Origin of the sequence: Pseudarthrobacter sp. NPDC058119 (assembly GCF_042884655.1) — a bacterium.
Lineage (GTDB): Bacteria > Actinomycetota > Actinomycetes > Actinomycetales > Micrococcaceae > Arthrobacter.
Genome location: NZ_JBHVTN010000012.1, coordinates 13,760 through 32,180, shown reverse-complemented (window position 1 = coordinate 32,180; position 18,421 = coordinate 13,760). Strand labels below are relative to the sequence as shown.

Annotated in this window: 17 protein-coding genes and 2 riboswitches; of the genes, 5 read left to right on the top strand and 12 right to left on the bottom strand. The window is 67.4% G+C overall.

The features are described 5' to 3' along the window. Positions 1 to 120: 120 nt before the first annotated feature. Together ACFVTD_RS20045 and ACFVTD_RS20040 are read left to right on the top strand one after the other, a co-directional pair. On the top strand, positions 121 to 852 hold the full coding sequence (locus tag ACFVTD_RS20045; RefSeq protein WP_387566586.1) for a hypothetical protein: 732 nt from the start codon (positions 121 to 123) through the stop codon (positions 850 to 852). After that, the gene (locus ACFVTD_RS20040; RefSeq protein ID WP_387566583.1) at positions 849 to 1,586 is read left to right on the top strand and encodes a hypothetical protein; all 738 of its coding nucleotides are present in this window, start codon (positions 849 to 851) and stop codon (positions 1,584 to 1,586) included. The genes ACFVTD_RS20045 and ACFVTD_RS20040 overlap by 4 nt, the downstream gene beginning before the upstream one ends. A 221-nt stretch (positions 1,587 to 1,807) precedes the next feature. Here ACFVTD_RS20040 and ACFVTD_RS20035 read toward each other — a convergent pair whose 3' ends face one another. From ACFVTD_RS20035 to ACFVTD_RS19990, 10 genes are all read right to left on the bottom strand, one after another. Beyond that, the gene (locus tag ACFVTD_RS20035) at positions 1,808 to 4,840 is read right to left on the bottom strand and encodes an alpha-mannosidase (RefSeq protein ID WP_387566580.1); all 3,033 of its coding nucleotides are present in this window, start codon (positions 4,838 to 4,840) and stop codon (positions 1,808 to 1,810) included. Between the two features lie 125 nt (positions 4,841 to 4,965). Then, entirely contained in the window at positions 4,966 to 5,844 is an 879-nt protein-coding gene (fdhD, locus tag ACFVTD_RS20030; RefSeq protein WP_387566577.1) for a formate dehydrogenase accessory sulfurtransferase FdhD, read from the bottom strand. 101 nt (positions 5,845 to 5,945) lie between these two features. Continuing rightward, positions 5,946 to 7,364, bottom strand: a complete 1,419-nt coding sequence (locus tag ACFVTD_RS20025) for a molybdopterin molybdotransferase MoeA (RefSeq protein WP_387566574.1) — start codon at positions 7,362 to 7,364, stop codon at positions 5,946 to 5,948. After that, a complete protein-coding gene (locus ACFVTD_RS20020) occupies positions 7,361 to 7,654 on the bottom strand; it encodes a DUF6457 domain-containing protein (protein WP_387566571.1) in 294 nt (97 codons plus the stop codon). Before ACFVTD_RS20020 ends, ACFVTD_RS20025 begins: the two co-directional genes overlap by 4 nt. Further along, positions 7,651 to 8,355, bottom strand: a complete 705-nt coding sequence (locus tag ACFVTD_RS20015; protein WP_387566569.1) for a molybdenum cofactor guanylyltransferase — start codon at positions 8,353 to 8,355, stop codon at positions 7,651 to 7,653. Before ACFVTD_RS20015 ends, ACFVTD_RS20020 begins: the two co-directional genes overlap by 4 nt. A 55-nt stretch (positions 8,356 to 8,410) precedes the next feature. Next, a complete protein-coding gene (locus tag ACFVTD_RS20010) occupies positions 8,411 to 8,911 on the bottom strand; it encodes an HNH endonuclease (RefSeq protein WP_387566566.1) in 501 nt (166 codons plus the stop codon). A gap of 270 nt (positions 8,912 to 9,181) precedes the next feature. Beyond that, entirely contained in the window at positions 9,182 to 9,949 is a 768-nt protein-coding gene (locus ACFVTD_RS20005; protein WP_387566564.1) for an NlpC/P60 family protein, read from the bottom strand. 163 nt (positions 9,950 to 10,112) lie between these two features. Beyond that, positions 10,113 to 10,787, bottom strand: coding sequence for a C40 family peptidase (locus ACFVTD_RS20000; protein WP_387566561.1), 675 nt, complete (start codon positions 10,785 to 10,787; stop codon positions 10,113 to 10,115). Positions 10,788 to 10,857: 70 nt separating this feature from the next. Beyond that, positions 10,858 to 11,052, bottom strand: a riboswitch (cyclic di-AMP (ydaO/yuaA leader). A 112-nt stretch (positions 11,053 to 11,164) separates the two neighbouring features. Next, positions 11,165 to 11,986: a M23 family metallopeptidase gene (locus tag ACFVTD_RS19995; protein ID WP_387566762.1), complete on the bottom strand. Its 822-nt coding sequence runs from the start codon at positions 11,984 to 11,986 to the stop codon at positions 11,165 to 11,167. Positions 11,987 to 11,996: 10 nt separating this feature from the next. Further along, positions 11,997 to 12,238: riboswitch (cyclic di-AMP (ydaO/yuaA leader) on the bottom strand. Between the two features lie 107 nt (positions 12,239 to 12,345). Continuing rightward, a complete protein-coding gene (locus tag ACFVTD_RS19990) occupies positions 12,346 to 13,047 on the bottom strand; it encodes a metal-dependent transcriptional regulator (RefSeq protein ID WP_387566558.1) in 702 nt (233 codons plus the stop codon). Between the two features lie 295 nt (positions 13,048 to 13,342). Between ACFVTD_RS19990 and serC the strand changes: the two genes are divergently transcribed. Continuing rightward, a complete protein-coding gene (gene serC / locus ACFVTD_RS19985) occupies positions 13,343 to 14,473 on the top strand; it encodes a phosphoserine transaminase (RefSeq protein ID WP_387566556.1) in 1,131 nt (376 codons plus the stop codon). Between the two features lie 110 nt (positions 14,474 to 14,583). Here serC and ACFVTD_RS19980 read toward each other — a convergent pair whose 3' ends face one another. Both ACFVTD_RS19980 and ACFVTD_RS19975 read right to left on the bottom strand, forming a co-directional pair. After that, positions 14,584 to 15,090 carry a DUF3027 domain-containing protein gene (locus ACFVTD_RS19980; protein ID WP_387566553.1) on the bottom strand — a complete coding sequence of 169 codons (507 nt, stop codon included), beginning with the start codon at positions 15,088 to 15,090 and terminating at the stop codon, positions 14,584 to 14,586. A gap of 6 nt (positions 15,091 to 15,096) precedes the next feature. Continuing rightward, a complete protein-coding gene (locus tag ACFVTD_RS19975) occupies positions 15,097 to 15,480 on the bottom strand; it encodes a cold-shock protein (protein ID WP_387566550.1) in 384 nt (127 codons plus the stop codon). Between the two features lie 222 nt (positions 15,481 to 15,702). Here ACFVTD_RS19975 and ACFVTD_RS19970 point away from each other — a divergent pair, with 222 nt between their 5' ends. Then, a complete protein-coding gene (locus ACFVTD_RS19970) occupies positions 15,703 to 15,936 on the top strand; it encodes a hypothetical protein (RefSeq protein ID WP_387566547.1) in 234 nt (77 codons plus the stop codon). Positions 15,937 to 15,946: 10 nt separating this feature from the next. Further along, a complete protein-coding gene (locus ACFVTD_RS19965) occupies positions 15,947 to 18,421 on the top strand; it encodes a helicase-associated domain-containing protein (protein ID WP_387566544.1) in 2,475 nt (824 codons plus the stop codon).

The window sequence follows — 18,421 nt, the reverse complement described above, 5'->3', positions numbered from 1 at the left end:
CCAACGGGCTCGACCATCAACTATAGACGACTGTGGGCCACGGACAAAATCAGCGGCACGGAGCGCCCGGCCGGGGCACGGTAAAATCGTCAGCACCACCCGTTCTGCAGAGAGCCCTCCATGACCCTTTCCGCCAAGGCGTTCCAGCGCTGGCTGCAAGGCATCGCACCGGATGCCAGCACTGCCGACGTCTGCCGGGTCTCAGGAATCAAGCGGACCACCCTCGCCCAGCAGCTGGTCCGCGGCAAGGTCTCCGTAACCACCGTGGTAAGCATCAGCCGCGCCTACAAGATCAACCCGGTATCCGCACTGGCGGGTTTTGAAGACTACAGCGCGCTGGCGGGGCCGCCGCGTCCGCCCACCAGGAATGAACTCGTGAGCCAGATCTCCAGCGCGGACCTGCTGAGGGCGCTCCTCTCCCGGCCGGCCATGGACGCCCCCCGGGGAGCCGCCGCCCCTGAGCTGAGCCCGGCCCCGCACGCAACTTCCGTAAAGAACTGGGTCGACGCCATTGACGACGGCGAGGTCCGGCACCGGGTGTCGGCCGCCACCGGGGTGGCCCCGCAGAACTATTCCGCGCAGTTGACCGCCAACCGGCTGTCCCCCGAGCTCGCCATGGCCACCGCAGCGGCCGCCGGAGTTGGACCGGCCGGCGGACTGGTCGCTACGGGAATCATCACGGAGGAGGAGGCGGGCTGGCCGCCCGGAGCCCGGCAGGCAGCCTTGGCCAGCCTCTCCGACGGAGAACTCACCGCACTTGCCGGAGACCGGCTTCAGGCAATGGGCAAGGTGTTGCGCCGCCAGGAGCAGGACCAGGCACAGACAGAAAAGATTTGGGAGAACCTGGGATGATCGAGACCCTTCAATGGACCACGCTGGCGATTTGCGCCTTTGTTGCCGCGGCCCGCATCCCCAGCACCCTCCGCGGTGAGAACCGGTCCCTGTTCGGCATCTTTGCCATGATGACCCTGGCCATCCTGCTGAGCATCCAAGGCCCCTACCTGGTGATCGACCAGGCGCTGGGAGGGACCAATCTGGCCAACCTGCTGCTGCGGTTCGTGATCTTCGGAGTCATCTTCTTCATGGGCATCCGCATTTCCCGGGGGTTCGATGCAAAGGACGCTTACCGACTCATCACCGGCCGCACAGGGATGGCAGTCCTCGCAGGCATATCCGCGGTCGCCCTGACACTGTTTTTCATGATGGACACCAGCGGATCCTCCGCCGGACTTACGGGCGTGGTGGGCACCGATCCCTGGAACTCCGCCCTGCTCGAGTATTACGGGGCCGCCGGCCGCGCGTACCCCGCCTACGTTGCGCTGGCCCTGCTCCCGGCCATGATCCGCGCCGCATCAAGCCGCCTGCCGGCTCTTATCCGGGCGGCCGCCGCCCTCCTGGGCCTCGGTGCTGTGGCGACAGGGCTGAGCTTGTCGTTCCCCCTGATCCCGCCTTCCTTTGGCTATATCGAGTTCATCATCAACTACACGGCAGTGCTGTGCTTCGTCGTTGGCCTGGCCCTTATCTGGGCTGCCCGGGTGGTCAACGGGCGCAGCGCGGCGCGCCAAAAGACATCTACCGAAAAGTAACCTAAGGCTGCTTTCACAAAATCATTAGAGTGTGACACAATCATGAATGTGTGAAGGCGGGGCCGCCAAGTGTTTTCGAACGGGGATAAATTCCAAAGCGCCTGCGGCCCCGGGGGCCTTTGCACACATTGGGGGGATGAGTGGTGGCGGATCGTTGGGGACCGCCCCCACTCAGCCTGTTTAAGGCCTCTTTCACGCAGTCTCCAGCCCGGACAGACCCCCTATTTTCGGGCAAACCTCAATGTCACCAACTGGAACGGCCGGAGCGTTAGCGTGGCACCTGCGCCCGTGGGCTGGACGCCGGCAGCTTCGGTGGTGCGCTCCAAAAGGTCCGTGGCCACAACGTCCCGCACCGGGAAGTTCGCCGTAATGTTCCCCAGGGAACGCTGCCCCAGCGACTCATACAGCCGGACCACCACGTCCCCGGAACCGTCCTGCGCCAGTTTCACCGCTTCGATGACCAGGGCAGGATTGTTGACGGAGAACAGCGGCTCCACTTCTTTGGCGCCCGTGACCAGACGGGGTGCCAGGTTTGTCCGGTACCCCTCCTGGACGGCATCGGCAATGCCGGCCCCCGGGCGAATGGCCACCGTCAACTCGTGCCGCCCCCGGTCAGCGTCGGGATCGGGAAACTTGGGCGCCCGCAACAGGGACAGGCGCACCGTGGTGGTGGTGCCGCCGTCGGACTCCCTGATGTTCCTTCCGACGTCATGGCCGTAGGTGGACGAGTTGGCCACGGCCACACCATAGCCGGGTTCACCCACATGGATCCACCGGTGGGCACAGATTTCGAACTTCGCTGCCTCCCACGACGTGTTGGTGTGCGTGGGCCGGAAGACGTGGCCGAACTGCGTTTCGGCAGCAGACCGGTCCGCGCGCACGTCGAGGGCGAAGCCGAGCTTCAGCAGCTTTTCGCGTTCCTGCCAGTCCACGGAGGTGGTGATCTCCAGAGAGGGGCTGCCGGGGGCAAGTCTGATGCGCTGGCTCAGCGGCGAGGTGCCGGCCAGCCGTTCCACCACCACGACGGCGCTGCCGCCTTCGCGCTCAAGCCGTACAGAATCTGCGTGGACCAGCGGGGTGACGTTGCGCCGGTAGAACTCGTCGATATCCCAGGCGTCCCACTCGTTGGGGGTGTCACGGTGCAGTTCGAGCAGGTTGCCCCGTTGGCCGGGGGCGATCGCCTCGCGGCCGCTGGCATGGTCGCGCAGGGAGGACAGCAGCCCGTCTGCATCCACCACGGCCCGAATGACCCCATTGTCCAGGATGTAGCCGCCGTCATGCGGTGTGGCCCGTACCGGTTCCGGGCTCACCACCGGTTCGGCCGCACCCAGCGCGGGGACTCCGTTCCTGGAATGCGGTGCGGCGTTCAACAGGAACTGGCGGTCGCCGGTGCCCAGCACCGCCTCCGCGGCACGGCCGATCAAAGCCTCAAGGGCGGTTTCGATCGCCTGGTAATTCCGCTCAGCGTCCTGGTGGACCCAGGCAATGGAGCTGCCGGGAAGGATGTCGTGGAACTGCTGGAGCAGCACAAGCTGCCAGAGGCGCTGAAGCTCGGCACCCGGGTAGTCGTAGGCGCTGCCGGCGCGTACGGCAGCCGTGGCGCACCACAACTCGGCTTCGCGCAGGAGATGCTCGCTGCGCCGGTTGCCCTTCTTGGTCCGCGCCTGGCTGGTGTAGGTGCCGCGGTGTAGTTCCAGGTACATCTCGCCAACCCAGACCGGCAGCGCGGAGTAGTCTTCCTCGGCCTGCAGGAAGAAGCTTTCCGCGGACCCGACCCGGACCCTTGGCGAGCCCTCCAGGTCCGCCGTGCGTGCAGCCGCGGCGAGCATTTCCCGGGTGGGGCCGCCTCCGCCGTCGCCGTACCCGAACGGGACCAGCGACACGGTGCCGCGGCCATGGTCCCGGTAGTTGCGCTCCGCGTGCGCCAGGTCCCTGGCGCTGAGGTCCGAGTTGTAGGTGTCCACCGGCGGGAAGTGGGTGAACAGCCGGGTGCCGTCGATGCCCTCCCAGTTGAACGTGTGGTGGGGCATCCGGTTGGTCTGGTTCCAGGAAATCTTCTGCGTGAGGAACCAGCGGCTGCCCGCGGACTTCACGATCTGCGGAAGGGCCGCGCTGTAGCCGAACGAATCCGGGAGCCACGCTTCCCTGCACTCGATGCCAAACTCGGCCAGGAAGAAGCCCTTGCCCTCAACGAACTGCCGGGCCATGGCTTCGCCGCCGGGCATATTGGTGTCCGATTCCACCCACATGCCGCCGACCGGGACAAACTGCCCTGCGCGTACCTTTTCCCGGATCCGGCCGAACAGGTCCGGGTACAGCTCCTTGATCCAGGCAAGCTGCTGCGCTGAGGAGCAGGAGAAGACAAAGCCAGGGTCTTCGTCCATCAGGGCCACCACGTTGGAGAATGTCCGTGCGCATTTGCGGATCGTTTCCCGGACCGGCCAGAGCCAGGCGGAGTCGATATGGGCGTGCCCGGTGGCAACCAGCTGGTGCGCGGAGGCATAGGCGGGCCTGGTCAGGACGTCGGCGAGCACCCGGCGCCCGGCGGCTGCGGTCCCGGCGACGTCCTCCGGGTCCATCACGTCCATCATGTGCTCAAGGGCCCGGAGGATCTCGTGGCGGCGCGGGAGTTCCAGTGGGAGCTGCTCCATGAGGCCGGCGAGGGTCCAGATGTCCTGTTGGAGTTCCCATACGGTCTGGTTCAGCTCGGCGATGGCGATGGTTCCGAGCCGGTACTGTGGGGCGTCTCCCGCGGTCGCCTTGTCGCCCAAGGGGGTAGCGGCAAAGGTCCAGCCCTGCGCCATGTCGGGGTTCGCGGCCGCTTCAACGTAAAAATCCACCGCCATGCCGCTGCCGAGCAGCTTGAGAGGGATGTACTGGTTGCGCGGTGAGATGGCCTTGATGATGCTGCCATCCGCCCGCCAGGCGATGCCCTCGCACTGGAACCCGGGGGCTTCGGTGGTAAACCCCAGGTCCACCAGCACCTCTACGGCGGTGTCAGGGCTGCCACCCCAAGATTCGGGCACTTCGCCCTGCAGCCGCAGCCAGGTGGTGCCCCACGGCCGTCCCCAGGGGGCGCCGTGCTCCTGCGGCTGGAAGTCCTGCCGCATCGCCTCAAGCGCCGGGACCGGTTCGCCGGGCACTTCCCAGCTGCTCAGGGTAAGCGGGACTGTCCTGCTGTAAACGGCAGGGGCAATGCGCTCCCGCACAAACCTTGCCAGGCGGACTTCCGTGATCCTGCGGTCGTCATGCAATATAGGTCCTCTTTAGGCTGGAGACTGGATCATCGCGTCCATTCGATGGACAAATCTACCTGCTGGCAGCACTGCAACCAACCCCCTGGGCTGGTGGTGCGGGACGGGCCAAGTCCTTGCCCGCGCTAGGGCCGTGGCACGGCGGGCTGGGGCCCCAGGATTCTGGCGTCTCCGGCGTAGACATTGAAACTGCTGCCCCGGCTGAAACCTGCCAAGGTCAGCCCGTTGGCCTCCGCCAGTTCCACAGCAAGGCTCGACGGTGCACTCACGGCGGCCAGGACGGGGATTCCGGCAAGCGAGGCTTTCTGGACCAGTTCGAAGGACGCCCTGCCGGAAACCTGGAGGACAGTACCGGCCAGCGGCAGGAGCCCTTCACGCAGCGCCCAGCCCACTACCTTGTCCACGGCGTTGTGGCGCCCCACGTCCTCGCGCAGGCACAGGAGCCGGGGCACGCCGCCGTCGTCAATCCTGAACAGGCCCGCCGCGTGCACGCCGCCGGTATCGTCGAAGACGCGCTGGGACTCCCGCAACAGGTCCGGCAGGGAGGCCAGGACCTTGGCATCCACCGTCAGTGGATCCGACTGGGGACTGTGGTGCGAGGACTTTTGGACGGCCTCGATGGAATCGGTTCCGCAGATACCGCAGGAGCTGGACGTGTAGACCCGGCGGCCTGTGTCCGGGAGCGGAACGTCGGGCCGCAGCTGGGCCTCCACCACGTTGAATGTCTGGACGCCATTTTCGTCCTCGCCGGCGCAGAACCGGAGCGACACCAGCTGTTCGGGCGCCCAGATGACGCCTTCGGACACCAGGAAGCCGGCCACCAGGTCGAAGTCGTCCCCGGGCGTGCGCATGGTTACCGAGTAGGACAGGCCGCCGAGCCGGATTTCCAGCGGCTCCTCCACGGCGAGGACGTCTTCGCGGTGGCGGACCGGGTACTCCAAGGCACTCGGCGAACCGTCCAGGACATACTTGTGCACCTTCCGGCGCTGGGTTACTCGTCCCATATTCCACCCTGCCTGTTCATTACTCCATCATGGCACCAACAGAGGCCGCCCTGTTTCACGGGCCGGGGAGAACCCGACAACGGCGCCAGCCCTGCCGTGCATCAGCCCAGGAGCGCGCTCCAGTCGACGGGCCCGCTGGGCGCCGGTTTGGCTTTGGGCTGGCCGGTGCGGGCGGCGGTCCGGGGCTTGGCCTTCGCATCACGTTCGCCGGGCCGCGGAATGGGCGTCCCCCACGGCAGCGCGAAGGCAGGCACCAGTTCGCCCAGCTGCACCCCGTGCGGGGGCACCACCAGTACGCCGTCGGCGGCTGCCAGCCCGCGCATCATGCCGGGCCCCGTGTGCTGCGCCGGGGATGCCATGCCATACAGCAGCCGAAAGGGCATCAGCCGGGTGCGGCCGGGGTCGGGCTCAATCGTCGTCCCGCACGGCACGTCCTCCACCGGCGGCATGGGACGGTGCCCCAGGGCAGCCAGCAGCGGGGCACCCACGGTGGAGAGGGCCATCATGGCCGCCAGCGGGTTGCCGGGAAGTCCCAGGACAAAACGGCCGTCGGGAAGCTCGGCCAGGACCGCGGGGTGTCCCGGCCGCATGGCCACGCCGTCGATGATGAGCCGGCCGCCAAGTTCAGCCACTGCCCGGCGGAGGTGGTCCGTTCCCGAGCGTCCGGTGCCCCCGGTGGTGATGACGACGTCGGCAGGCAGGTCCGGCGCGCCGGGCACCTCGGGGAGCACGTCCTCGAGGGCCGCGAGCCATTCGGTGTAGGAATCGCCGATCCGCTGCTGGCCTGCGGGGATGCCGCCCAGCATGGCCACGACGTCGGGCAGCTGCGGGCCGAACGTATCGCGTACCTGGCCGGGGGCGGGCGTGCCCTGTTCCACCACTTCGGATCCGGTCAGCACCAGGCGGACCACGGGCTTGCCCTGGACCGGCACTTCGTCGTAGCCGGCCAGGGCGGCAAGGGCCAGGTGTGCGGGGTTGAGCGTTACCCCGGCTTTGACCAGGAGGTCCCCTTCGAGGGCTTCCTCCCCGGCCTTCCTGATGTGCTCTCCAGCTCGGGGCTCGCCCGGACGCGCCTTGCCGCCTGTCATCAGGACGGGCAGTCCCTCGTCATCCTGCCCCAGGACCGCGTTCTCGCTGCGAAGCACTGCCTTGGCACCTGGCGGGATGAGGCCACCGGTGGCAATGGGGCTTGCCAGGTGCGGCGCCAGGCGGGTGCCTGTCTCCACCGGTATCCACGGGCCGCTTCCGTTGACTGCCCAGCCGTCCATGGCCGAGGAGGCGTAGTGGGGCATGTCCTGCGGGGCTACGATGTCCTGGTCGAGCCTGCGCCCCAGGGCTATCCGCAGCGCGACGGGGCCGGGCGGAATGGGGGTTGCCGCATCGAAGGCAGCCTGCCTCGCTTCCTGCCAGGTGTGTGCCGCGTGGTGATGGCCAGCGTGTGTGTCTTCAGTTTCGCCCGCGCGCGCCTGGGCTTCCGTGCCCGGCGGCGCGCCAGGACCGTCATGGGGTTCTGCGGTCATTCGCCGGGAGTCCCGGCGGCTTCAGCGTCGTAGTCGGCCGCCAGGGAACGGGCAACGGCCAGCGCCGCGTCCATCGATGCCGCATCCAGCTCCCTGCCGGGTGCGGCAGCAAGACCCGCGGCGAAGCCGGCGATGAAGGTAGTCAGCGGTGCGGCCGGCCGGACAACCGAGTGGGCGGCGACGCCTGCGAGTGACAGCACGGCGTTGACGTCCACCTGGACGTCCTCAAGTTTGTACGCCTGGAGGAGCGCCCTGCACCACTCTTCCAGCGTTTCGTCCTGGCTTTTCACGACTTGCCTCCCACATTGTCTCCGGCTGCGCGCCGGTACTGTCCTGCGTGCTGGTTCCCGGCGGCAACACCCAGCGCGGCAGCATCATCCCAGGTATCCACATCGGCGGTGGACCCGGCGGGGACTGTGACAAGCTGCACGTCCAGACTAGCAAGGAGCGCCCTCACCGGGCCGTTGACCAAGGCGTTGCGCGAAGCCAAGTCGGCGCAGGATCTTCTTAACTCGGCTGTGCTGTAAAAACCTGCCAGCGGCTGCATCCTGCCGTCATCGGAGCAGGCCACCACCGCGTCTGTGCCGGCGCCGGAATCAAGCAGTGCGTCCCGCAGCACAGCCACCGCCTGGGAGGCCAGCGGCATGTCGCATGCCAGCACCAGGGTGCAGGGCGCCCCTCCCCCGCTCCCCGCCAGCGTGTCCAGGCCTGCGGCAATCGCAGCCGCGGGACCGGCAAAGGGTGGCTCCTCCCGGCATGCCAGGAGGTTGCCGGGACGGATCGACGGGGGCAGGCTCTCCCCTCCGTCATCCGGCTGGACTCCCGCATCTCCGACAACCACGGTCAGCCGGGCACCTGCCGCCGCGGCAACTGCGCGCTCCAGGAGGGTTTGGCCGTGGAAGACCAATGACTGCTTGGGTACGCCGCCCAGGCGGGATGAGCGCCCCCCGGCCAGGATCAGGGCATCAAAAGCCAAGCTGTTCTTGTGCACTCCCCCAGCCTACGACCAGCACCCAATCGGGTGCCGCCCAGCGGCCGGGAGGCAGTCAGGCAGCGCGCTCCGGCAACAGGAACGGATCCCATGCGGGGGTCGGCTTCTCCAGCTCCTTGATCTGCCAGATCGTCCCGTGCGGCGGTTCGGGAACAAACCGAAGGGTCCACCCCATCTCGGCGGGAGTGTGGTCGCCCTTGACGTTGTTGCATCGCAGGCAGGCGGCCACCAGGTTCTCCCAGGAATCGGCACCCCCACGCGACTTTGGGTGAACGTGGTCGATTGTGTGCGCGGCCTTGCCGCAGTACGCACATTTATGCCCGTCCCGCCGGAGTACGCCCCTGCGGCTGACTGCCGTCGAGTGGTTGTACCGGGGCCGGATGTAACGGTTGAGGAGGATCACGGACGGGCGGCCCAGGACGTCAGTGGGTCCCACCACGGGGTCGTCCCCTTCAGCCACGACGCTTGCCTTGCCCGTGAGCACAAGCACCAGCGCCCGGCGGAAAGTGACAACCGCCAGCGGTTCATATCCAGCATTCAGAACGAGAGTGCGCATGCACTTACCTCTTCACGGCCGCACCCGTCAGGGGCACGAGGGCCGGCTGCCCTCGGCATGTCCGGGCTATGGATCGACATCACAAGAGTAAACAGAGAAGTGCAAAATCAGGTAATCGCCGCCCCGGAGGCCTTTCCGCCACCAGGACGGGCTAAAGCCAAAGGCGCGGGCGGCAGACCTCTTAAACGCAAAGGACCCCCGCCTTTCTGGCGGGGGTCCTTTGGCAAGCAACATGTCGGCCGGCGCTGGTTCAGGCCGGCATGGGATTGCCTAGCGTACGCGGATGGCAACCGGTCCGGAGCCGACGTTGGCACTGAAGACCACGGTGTCGTTGCCGTTGAAGCCGCCGTGGACGGCCATGCCGTTACCGGCGTAAACGGCAATGTGGGCCATGCCGCCGCCACCGTCGGCGTAGTACAGCAGGTCACCGGGCTGGGCCTGGGACATGGGAACGGTGTCACCCAGCGACAGGTAGCCGGCCGGCCAGTCGTGGAAGTGGATGCCGACGGCGGCCAGTGCGTTGGTCACCAGCATGGTGCAGTCCTGGTGCACGCCGAGCTGGGCGTAGGCGGCGGACAGGATGGCCGCACCCTTGCCGCTCGCGGAAGCCTGGGCCGCAGGAGCGGCGGGAGCGGAAGCCGTAACAACCTTGGCCGTGGCCTTGGGAGCAGCAACAGCCTGCGCGACAGGAGCAGCTTCCTGGACCTGGACCTGGGGCTCGGGCTCAACGACCGGAGCTGGCGTCGTGGTGACGGCAGGCTTCTCGTAGCTGATGGCAATGGTGGAGGCCGCGGAAATCGGGGCGTCGACGGCGGACTCGACTTCCAGCTGGGACGCCGGAGCGGAATCGCGCTTGACGTTGGCATCGGCAGCGTTCGCTGCGATGCCGCTGGTCAGGACCAGGCCGGAAGCCGCAGCGATAACGGCAGCCTGGCGGCCCATGCCGCCGGCGTTGTCGGTGACAGCTTTGGCGATGATGGCGATCGAGTTTGTTTTGGTGACCTCGGCGCGGTGCCGTGCGGTAGCACGAGTCGTCATGAGTTCTCTCTTTCGTTTTTCCTTCGAACCGCGTGTAGGCAGGCAAAGGGGGCTGGACGCGCCGGCATCTTGGGGGTACGCCGGCGCATCCCGAACGGGGATCTGGTTTCTAGCGGGAAAGCTGTGGGCAAAGAAATAGCCCTTGGAGCGCTAAGCCCAAGAACTACTTGTTGAGGTGGTAGTACGACGAGGTACCGGTGGCTGCGGGCGAGTGCAGCAGCGTGCCCTGGGAGGGGTTGAGCGCGCTGATCATCATGCCGTTGCCGACGTAGATGCCCACGTGCGCGCCGCCGTTCTGGACAACGAGGTCGCCCGGCTGCGGCGTGGAGGTGGGGGTCATGATGCTCCACGCATTGGTGCGGGGGATGCTGATCCCGGCCTGTGCGTAGACCCACTGGACGAACCCGGAGCAGTCCCAGCCGGTGACCGGGCTGGTGCCGCCCCATACGTAGGAGTGGCCGATGCCGGTGTAGGCGATGGCTGCAATGCCAGAGGTTGCGGCGGACACAGTCTCGGCAACCTTGGCGGTGGGAGCGGAGTCCTGGCCGGCGGTGGCGGCGCGGTCGGCCGGTGCCGTGGACTGGGGACGCACGGTTTCCACCTTCGGAGCGGCGGTGGTCTTGACGACCGGGCGCTCAAAGGAAACCGTGGCCGTAGGGGCAGCGGTGACGGCCAGGGCCGTCTGCGCCGAGCCGGACTCAGTGGATGCAGAGACGCCGGCGGTGGTGTCAGCTGCATTGGCGGGCAGGCCCATGCTCAGGATGAGGCCCGAAGCGGCTGCCACTACGGCAGCCTGGCGGCCTACGGTCCCGGCATTTGCACTCACGGCCTTGGACACGGCGTCCAAGGGGCTGGTGCGAACCGTTTGCGCACGGTGGCGCGCAGAATGATGGCGTGAAGACACGAAGGTAGCCTCTCCCAATGCCTGCGAGGTGAGCTGTCGGATTCGGATGGGAGTCACCCGGCCACACTGCTTCCTGGGAAGCTCGTGACTTAACCCCAAGGCCTTCTGGAGAGAAGGCCAAAATTGGTTCCCCCGCCCCTGCCAGACGATGAAATGCGAACGGACCTTGAGCGGTGGCAGAGTTAGGCAATCCACTCAAGAGCGTCAACTTCGGAAAAGTTGACGCGAGTTAGACGGTACAGCAGTTTTGTTTCAATGTCACATTCAGGTCACGGCAGGTCACTGCGATCTGAGAGTGGGCAATCATTCGGTTACAGCCAGCCCATCGGATCGACCACTTCACCGTTGACCTGCACTTCGAAGTGCAGGTGGCAGCCGGTGGAAGCACCCGTAGTGCCGCTGAGGGCCACTACTTCTCCGCGGGAGACTGTCTGGCCCACCTTGACGTTGAAGGACGACAGGTGGTTGTAGGTGGTTTCCAGCCCGTTGCCGTGATCGATGACCACCCGGTTTCCGCCGCCGAACTGGTGCCAGCCTGCGAAAGTAACGGTGCCGGTCGCAGCAGCAAGGACGGACGTCCCGCATTGCGCCACGAAGTCCTGGCCGCGGTGGAAGTCGCCGGAGCCGCCGGTAATCGGGCTCACCCTGTATCCGAACGGCGAGGCAGTGGTGAGGGAGGCAAGTGGCGCTGCCAGGGTGCCGGCCGACGCGGCCCGCGTGACCGAGCCGGCGGACTGGGCGCTCAGCAGCTGCTTGAGCTTCCCGTCCGGATCCGCCTGGGTCACCACAGCCGAGCGGCTGAAGTCGATCTGGGCCCCCACATCGGCGGAAATCTGCGGCTGCGGGCTGACGGAGGAAGCCGCCAGGGGCGCGTTGCCGGAAGCGTCAGTGGCCATGACCGGGCTGGTGGCGGGTACTGTGACCGTCAACACCAGGCCGGTGGCGGCCAGGGCGATTCCGGCCTTCTGGCCAATCCCGCTGGCGGCGGCGAATTCGGTTACCTGCCGCAGGGGCCCCCGGCGGCGGCGCGCGTCGCGATGCAGATCGCGGGGGCGCTCCGCTGCTACATCTTCGACAACCCGGGGCGCCGAAGGGGGGCTGGCTGCGCGGCGGCGCCCCCTGGAGGTCTGCATGGTCAAGAAGGGTTCCTCTCTGGAAAAGCCTGCGGAGTTAGCTGTCGGATTCGGGTCAGAGAGATCAAAGACCCGGCCCGTCATGGCAAGCTTCTGCGCAGGGGTATTCCCGGAAGAATCCTTCACTGGAGAGGCTTGCTGCTGACGGACTTCACCCCAAGGCAGTCCCCCGCTGCCGATTGTGGTTCCCCCGCCTCTGCCAGTAACGACTCGTGCACCCGATCCGCTGGCAGAGCTCGGCTCCGGATCGGGTAACGCTTAAGTATCAACGATTGGTTCCACTATAGGGCCTTAAGACCCTAGGTAACAATTCCGTTATCTTTGCGTGAAAGTGCCCCTTCGGGGTACAACCCCGGGGCTCAGGCCTGGGACACAGAGACGAAAACGTGTGCGGCAACCTCAGGCGGCAACTCCAGTGCGCCCTCAATCCCCGGGACCCGGACCGAGATGTAGTCACCCACGTGTTCCAGCGCCACGGCGGCGCCGGGCCGGATTCCGCCTTCGTCCAGTTGCGCCAGCAACTCCGGCTCCACCTGGATCGGTTCGGCCAGCCGGCTGATGGTGACAACTGAGGCCGGCGCATAGCCCTTCATGGCCTCGACCAGGCTGATGGCCCCGTCGGCGCCAGCGGTGGCGGCCTGTCCACCCAGGGCGGCGAGGCCGGGGATGGGGTTGCCGTAGGGCGATTCGGTGGGGTGGTCCAGCATCTCGTAGATGCGCCGCTCAACCCGCTCGCTCATGACATGCTCCCAGCGGCAGGCTTCGTCGTGCACGTAGGCCCAATCCAGGCCGATCACGTCGGCCAGCAGGCGTTCGGCCAGCCGGTGCTTGCGCATGACCTCGGTGGCCCGCTTGCGGCCGGTGTCCGTGAGTTCCAGGTGCCGGTCGCCGGAGACGACCACGAGCCCGTCGCGCTCCATCCTGCCGATGGTCTGGGACACGGTGGGGCCGGAGTGGCGCAGGCGTTCGGCGATACGGGCCCGGAGGGCAACGATGTTTTCTTCCTCAAGCTCCAGGATGGTCCTGAGGTACATCTCCGTAGTGTCGATCAGATCCGTCATCCAGCTCAGCTCCTCGAGCGCAGTACCTTGCGTTGTCCCACCGTATCGCCTCTTCCCGCGAGGTAGTTCGGGGGAAAGCTTAGCCTATTTTGAGTTTGTCCGAATAGCTGCGCTTCGTGCGGCACCGCCCGGGCAGCCCGTCTCAACGTTTGGACTTTGGGGCTGCCGGCTCCCGCCGCCCCTGCCATTCAGGCAGAATGGTGAAGGCCCGCTGCGCAGCCATCGCCTGCTGCCGGCCGGGCCATGACCCGCCCGTCCGGACCAAAAATTTCGTCCCCGCCGAATTGGAGCACCTGTGAGCGACACCAGCATCACGATCCCCGCCGACCTCCTGCCGAAGGATGGGCGGTTCGGCGCCGGCCCGTCAAAGGTGCGCCAGGAACAGATCGATGCACTGGCAGCAGCGTCCAAGACCATCCTCGGCACCTCGCACCGCCAGGCGCCGGTCAAGAACCTGGTGGGGTCCGTCCGCGAAGGGCTGAGCCAGTTCTTCCGCGCCCCGGAGGGCTATGAAGTGGTTCTCGGTGTGGGCGGCTCCACCGCTTTCTGGGATGTGGCAGCTTTCGGCCTGGTGGAGAAGAAGGCCCAGCACCTTTCCTTCGGCGAGTTCGGGTCCAAGTTTGCCGCGGCCACCAACAAGGCACCGTTCCTGGAGGCTTCCTCGATCATCAAGTCCGAGCCGGGCACCCGGCCGGCTGCCCAGGCCGAGGCCGGCGTTGATGTCTATGCCTGGCCCCAGAATGAGACCTCCACCGGTGTGGCCGCCCCCGTCACGCGCGTTTCCGGAGCCGACGAGGGATCGCTGGTCCTGGTGGACGCCACCTCCGCGGCCGGCGGCCTGGACGTGGACGTTGCCCAGAGCGATGTCTACTACTTCGCGCCCCAGAAGAACTTCGCCTCCGACGGCGGCCTCTGGCTTGCCCTGTTCTCCCCTGCCGCTGTTGAGCGCGCCGCGCGGATCAAGGAAAGCGGCCGCTGGATCCCGGACTTCCTGGACCTTCAGACCGCCATCGACAATTCCCGCCTGAACCAGACGTACAACACGCCGTCGCTGTCCACGCTGGTCACGCTGGACGCCCAGGTCCAGTGGCTGAACTCCAGCGGCGGCCTGGATTTCGCCGCCGCGCGCACCGCCGACTCCGCCGGGCGCATCTACAGCTGGGCAGAGGCCTCTGATTTCGCCACCCCGTTCGTGGCCAAGGCGGAGGAACGCTCCAACGTCATCGCCACCATCGACTTCGACGAATCGGTTGATGCCGCGGCCGTGGCCAAGGTCCTGCGCGCCAACGGCATCGTGGATACTGAGCCCTACCGGAAGCTGGGCCGCAACCAGCTCCGGATCGCCACCTTCGTGGCCATCGAGCCGAGCGATGTCTCGGCCCTGCTGTCCAGCATCGACTACGTGGTGGGCGAGCTGCGGAAGTAGGCACGGAAAACAGCTGGAACATACGACGGCGCCGCCTGGGTTCACCCCGGACGGCGCCGTTTTTCGTTGTCCCCGGCGAGGGGGTGGCCGGTTTCCCGGCGGAGGTGCGGTCAGGCTTCCGCCTGTGTCCCGGCGTCGTCCGTTGATTCCTCCGCCGTTTCGCCGTCGTCGGCGTCAGCGGTGGCCGCTTCCTGGCTGTCCGCTTCGGACTCCTGCTGCTGGTCCTCGGGGCGGACGCGTTCGGCCCAGGGCACCCACTCCGGGGCCAGGATCGAATCTTCCGACGGCAGGAGGCCCAGCTCGTTGACCGTGACTACTTTCGAGCGGGAGTTGCGCGTCAGCACCGCATACCACTGCCACCCCGCGTACCCGGGCAGCCGGGACTCAAACAGATGGGTGACCAGCCGGTCGCCCTCGCTCTTGGCGGCGAGGTGCGGTCCGATGGTGGCCGCAGGCGTGATGCCCTCCACGGCAGTCCGGGCAGTGTCGACGGCGGCGGCCAGGAACGCGTCCGGCTTGCCTGTGCGCCACACAGGCACGCCTGCCTTGCGCTTGGGCGCAGCCTTGGCAGCCTGCTCCTGCACAGGCGCGGCCGGCTGTTCAGAATCGGGAGTCATGGGCGCCTAGACGTCGAGCTCGTCGGCGACCTTGCGGAGGGCGGCAGCGATGGCCTTGCCCTTGTTGCCGTCCGGGTACTTGCCCTTGGACAGGGTCCCGGACAGGTTGTCCAGCACCGTCACCAGGTCCTGGACCAGCGGGGCAATGTCCTTGGCGCTCGGACGCTTGGCCTTGGCGATCGAGGGAGTCTTGTCCAGGATGCGCAGGCCCAGTGCCTGGGCGCCCTTGCGCCCGTCCGCTACGCCGAACTCAACCCGGGTGCCTGCTTTGAGCTCGCTGACGCCTTCGGGCAGCGACGACTTGGGCAGGAAGACCTCCTGGCCGTCCTCGCCCGCGAGGAACCCAAAGCCCTTGTCCTTGTCATACCACTTGACCTTGCCGGTAGGCACGTAATCAACCTTCTTCGTTCTGCTGTCATGAGACACGGCCGGCCGCCACCGCATCCGCATGGTTGTGCGGGTTCAGGGTATGGCGAACCGGGACCGTGTTGGTCTGTATGCTTCAAGGTTATCCTGCCCCACGGCCTATCGGCGCTTTGGACAGTGCCGTTCCGCCGCAGGCGCAAGGCCCGGCTTTACCCGCACCGTGCCAGGCGCGGTAGCGTTGCGTCCATGACTCCCTCGCGTTATCGGCGGCCGCTGATGGTCCTCGCCGCAGTTGTTGCCGTGCTGTCCCTGGTAGCCGTGGCAGCTGTCATGGCCCTGGCCTTCGCCGGCTCGGTAGCTCCCGCCTGGATCACCTACACCGCCCTGTACGGCCTGCCCATAGCCTTCATCCTGATGCTCCTGCTGGTCCTGGACGGAGTTGCCGCCCGGCGGCGGGCGGGAAGGGCCCAGCAGCGGTAACGTTGGACTGATGTCCCTCATTCGCGCGCTTGGCAAGGACCTGGAGGCACGCAGCGACGATTCGTTGCGGGCGTTGTTCGCCGCGCGGCCGGACCTCATCACCCCTTCGGTTCCCGACTTCGCTGCGCTGGCAGCCCGCGCAAGCTCCCGGGTCAGCGTCCAGCGCGCCCTGGAGCGGCTCAACCGGCCGCACATGCAGGTCCTGGAAACCCTGCATCTGTGCACCAACACCGACACCGGGCACAGCGCCTCCGCCGAGGCCGTGCACAAACTGATCCGCGGTTCCACCCGGGCCACTGTCGACGGAATCCTGGCCAGCCTGCAGGAACTCGGCCTGGTGCACCCCGCCGCTCCCCCGCACGGCACGCCGCCCCCGGCGGCCAGCCAGCCGTACTACCTCCCCGTGGGCTCGCTCAAGGATGTGGTGGGAATCTACCCCGCCGGACTGGGCCGCAGCTATACCGAACTGGTCCGCCTGCAGCCGGCGTTCGCCCAGCGGGCGGTGCAGCTGGTCTCCGAACTGCACCGCAGCGGCTTCGCGATCCAGGATGCCACCACGCCCATGGAAGCGGCCCTGGCCCTTCAGCACTGGACGTCCACACCGGAGGCCCTGCAGGACATCCTCGCCGGGGCCCCGGAACGGACGACGGCGCTGCTCGCCAGGTTCCGGAACTGGGCCATGGGTGCCGTCCCCCAGGCACAGCGGAAAGCGTCGGTCACGACGGAGGGTACCGACGTCGGGCCCGTTGACTGGCTCCTTGCCCGCGGGCTGCTGGTTCCGCTGGACGCAGCCCACGTGGAGCTGCCGCACAGCGTGGGATTGGCCTTGCGCGGCGGGGCGATCATCAATGACTTCACCTTGTCGCCGCCGGTCCCGGAGCTTGGCCGGACCACGGCGGCGCTGCGCAGGAACGCGGCCCTGAGCGCCATCTCGGAAACCCTGCGGCTGGTCTCCGAGCTGCTGCACGCCGTCCGGGAACACCCGCTGGCCACACTGCGCAGTGGCGGCGTGGGCGTCCGCGAAGTGCGGCGCCTGGCCGAACACCTGCGGATCGACCAGGGCGCGGTGGGCCTGCTCCTGGAGCTGTGCGGGCTGGCGGGCCTGATCCGCCTCGACGTCGACTCCTCATCGTGGGTGCAGCCGCCGGAACTGGAATGGCTGGTCCTTCCCCGGCAGGAACAATGGCTGTGGCTGGTGAACGCCTGGCTGGCCAGCGAACGCGTGCCGTCCATGGTGGGCCAGCCCGTGAACTCAGCCCCGGGCGCGGCGGCGGCCCGGTCAGCGGCCGGAACCACCATCGCCTCACTGTCCGCCGGGGCGCAGCGTCCCGACGCTCCGGTGGTCCGCAAGCGGATCCTGGAGATTCTGCATGAGCTCACCCAGGAGGCGTCCGCGTCCGACGGTGCCGCGCCCGTGCTGGACGCCGCAGCCGTCCTGCAGCGCGCCGAGTGGTCGCAGCCGCGGATGGCCAGGCGGTTCAGCTCGCTGATCCGCGGTGTGCTGGCCGAAGCGGAACTGCTGGGCCTGCTGGGGTCGGGGGCGCTGAGCCAGCTGGGGAGCGCTTTCGCCGAAGACGACCCGGACGCCGCCCTCGCCATTCTGGGTGAACACCTGCCGGCGGCCCTCAACCACGTGCTGCTGCAGGCCGACCTCACGGCGGTTGCGCCCGGCTACCTCGCTCCGGCGCTGACCGAAAAGCTCCTGGCCATGGCCGACGCCGAGGGGCAGGGACCGGCCACGATCTACCGGTTTTCCGCGGCGTCCATCAAACGGGCGCTGGACCACGGATACGACGCCGCCGGCCTGTTGCGCTTCCTGGGTGAACACTCCGCGACGGCGGTACCCCAGCCGCTGGAGTACCTCGTGGAGGACACGGCCTCCCGGCACGGCAGGCTCCGCGTGGGCCAGGCCGCCAGCTTCGTCCAAAGCGACGACGAAGCGGCCCTGCGCGAGCTGCTGGCCGGACCGAAGGCCGTCCAGCTTGGCCTGGCCAGGTTGTCTCCAACCGTCCTGACGTCCTCGTCGCCGCCGCGTGAACTCGCCGCCGCTCTCCGAAGCCTGGGCCTGTCCCCGTCCGTGGACGGCGCCGAACCCGCCCACCTGCGCCGGGCTGCCCCGGCGCAGGAAAGCACCCGCCCTGTCTATACCGCACCCCGGATGGCGCCCCCGGCGGAGGACGTCGAAGCCCAGCTGGCCGTCCTGCGGCAGGCCGGTCCCGGCGTCGGACATCTTCCAGGCACTGCTGCCGGCAGCGAGGCAGCCACCCAGCTGGGGCTTGAGGCACTGCAAAGGGCCATCCGGTTGAAGCAGCGGATCCATATGAACGTGGTGGACAGCCTGGGGAATGCCAGCCTGGAAATTGTTGTTCCGCTCTCTGTGAGCGGCGGCAGGGTCCGGGTATTCGATCCCGCCAAGGACACCGAGCGGGTCCTGTCCGTGCACCGCATCATCGACATCGAGGCCGCAGAGGAACTGCGCCAGTAA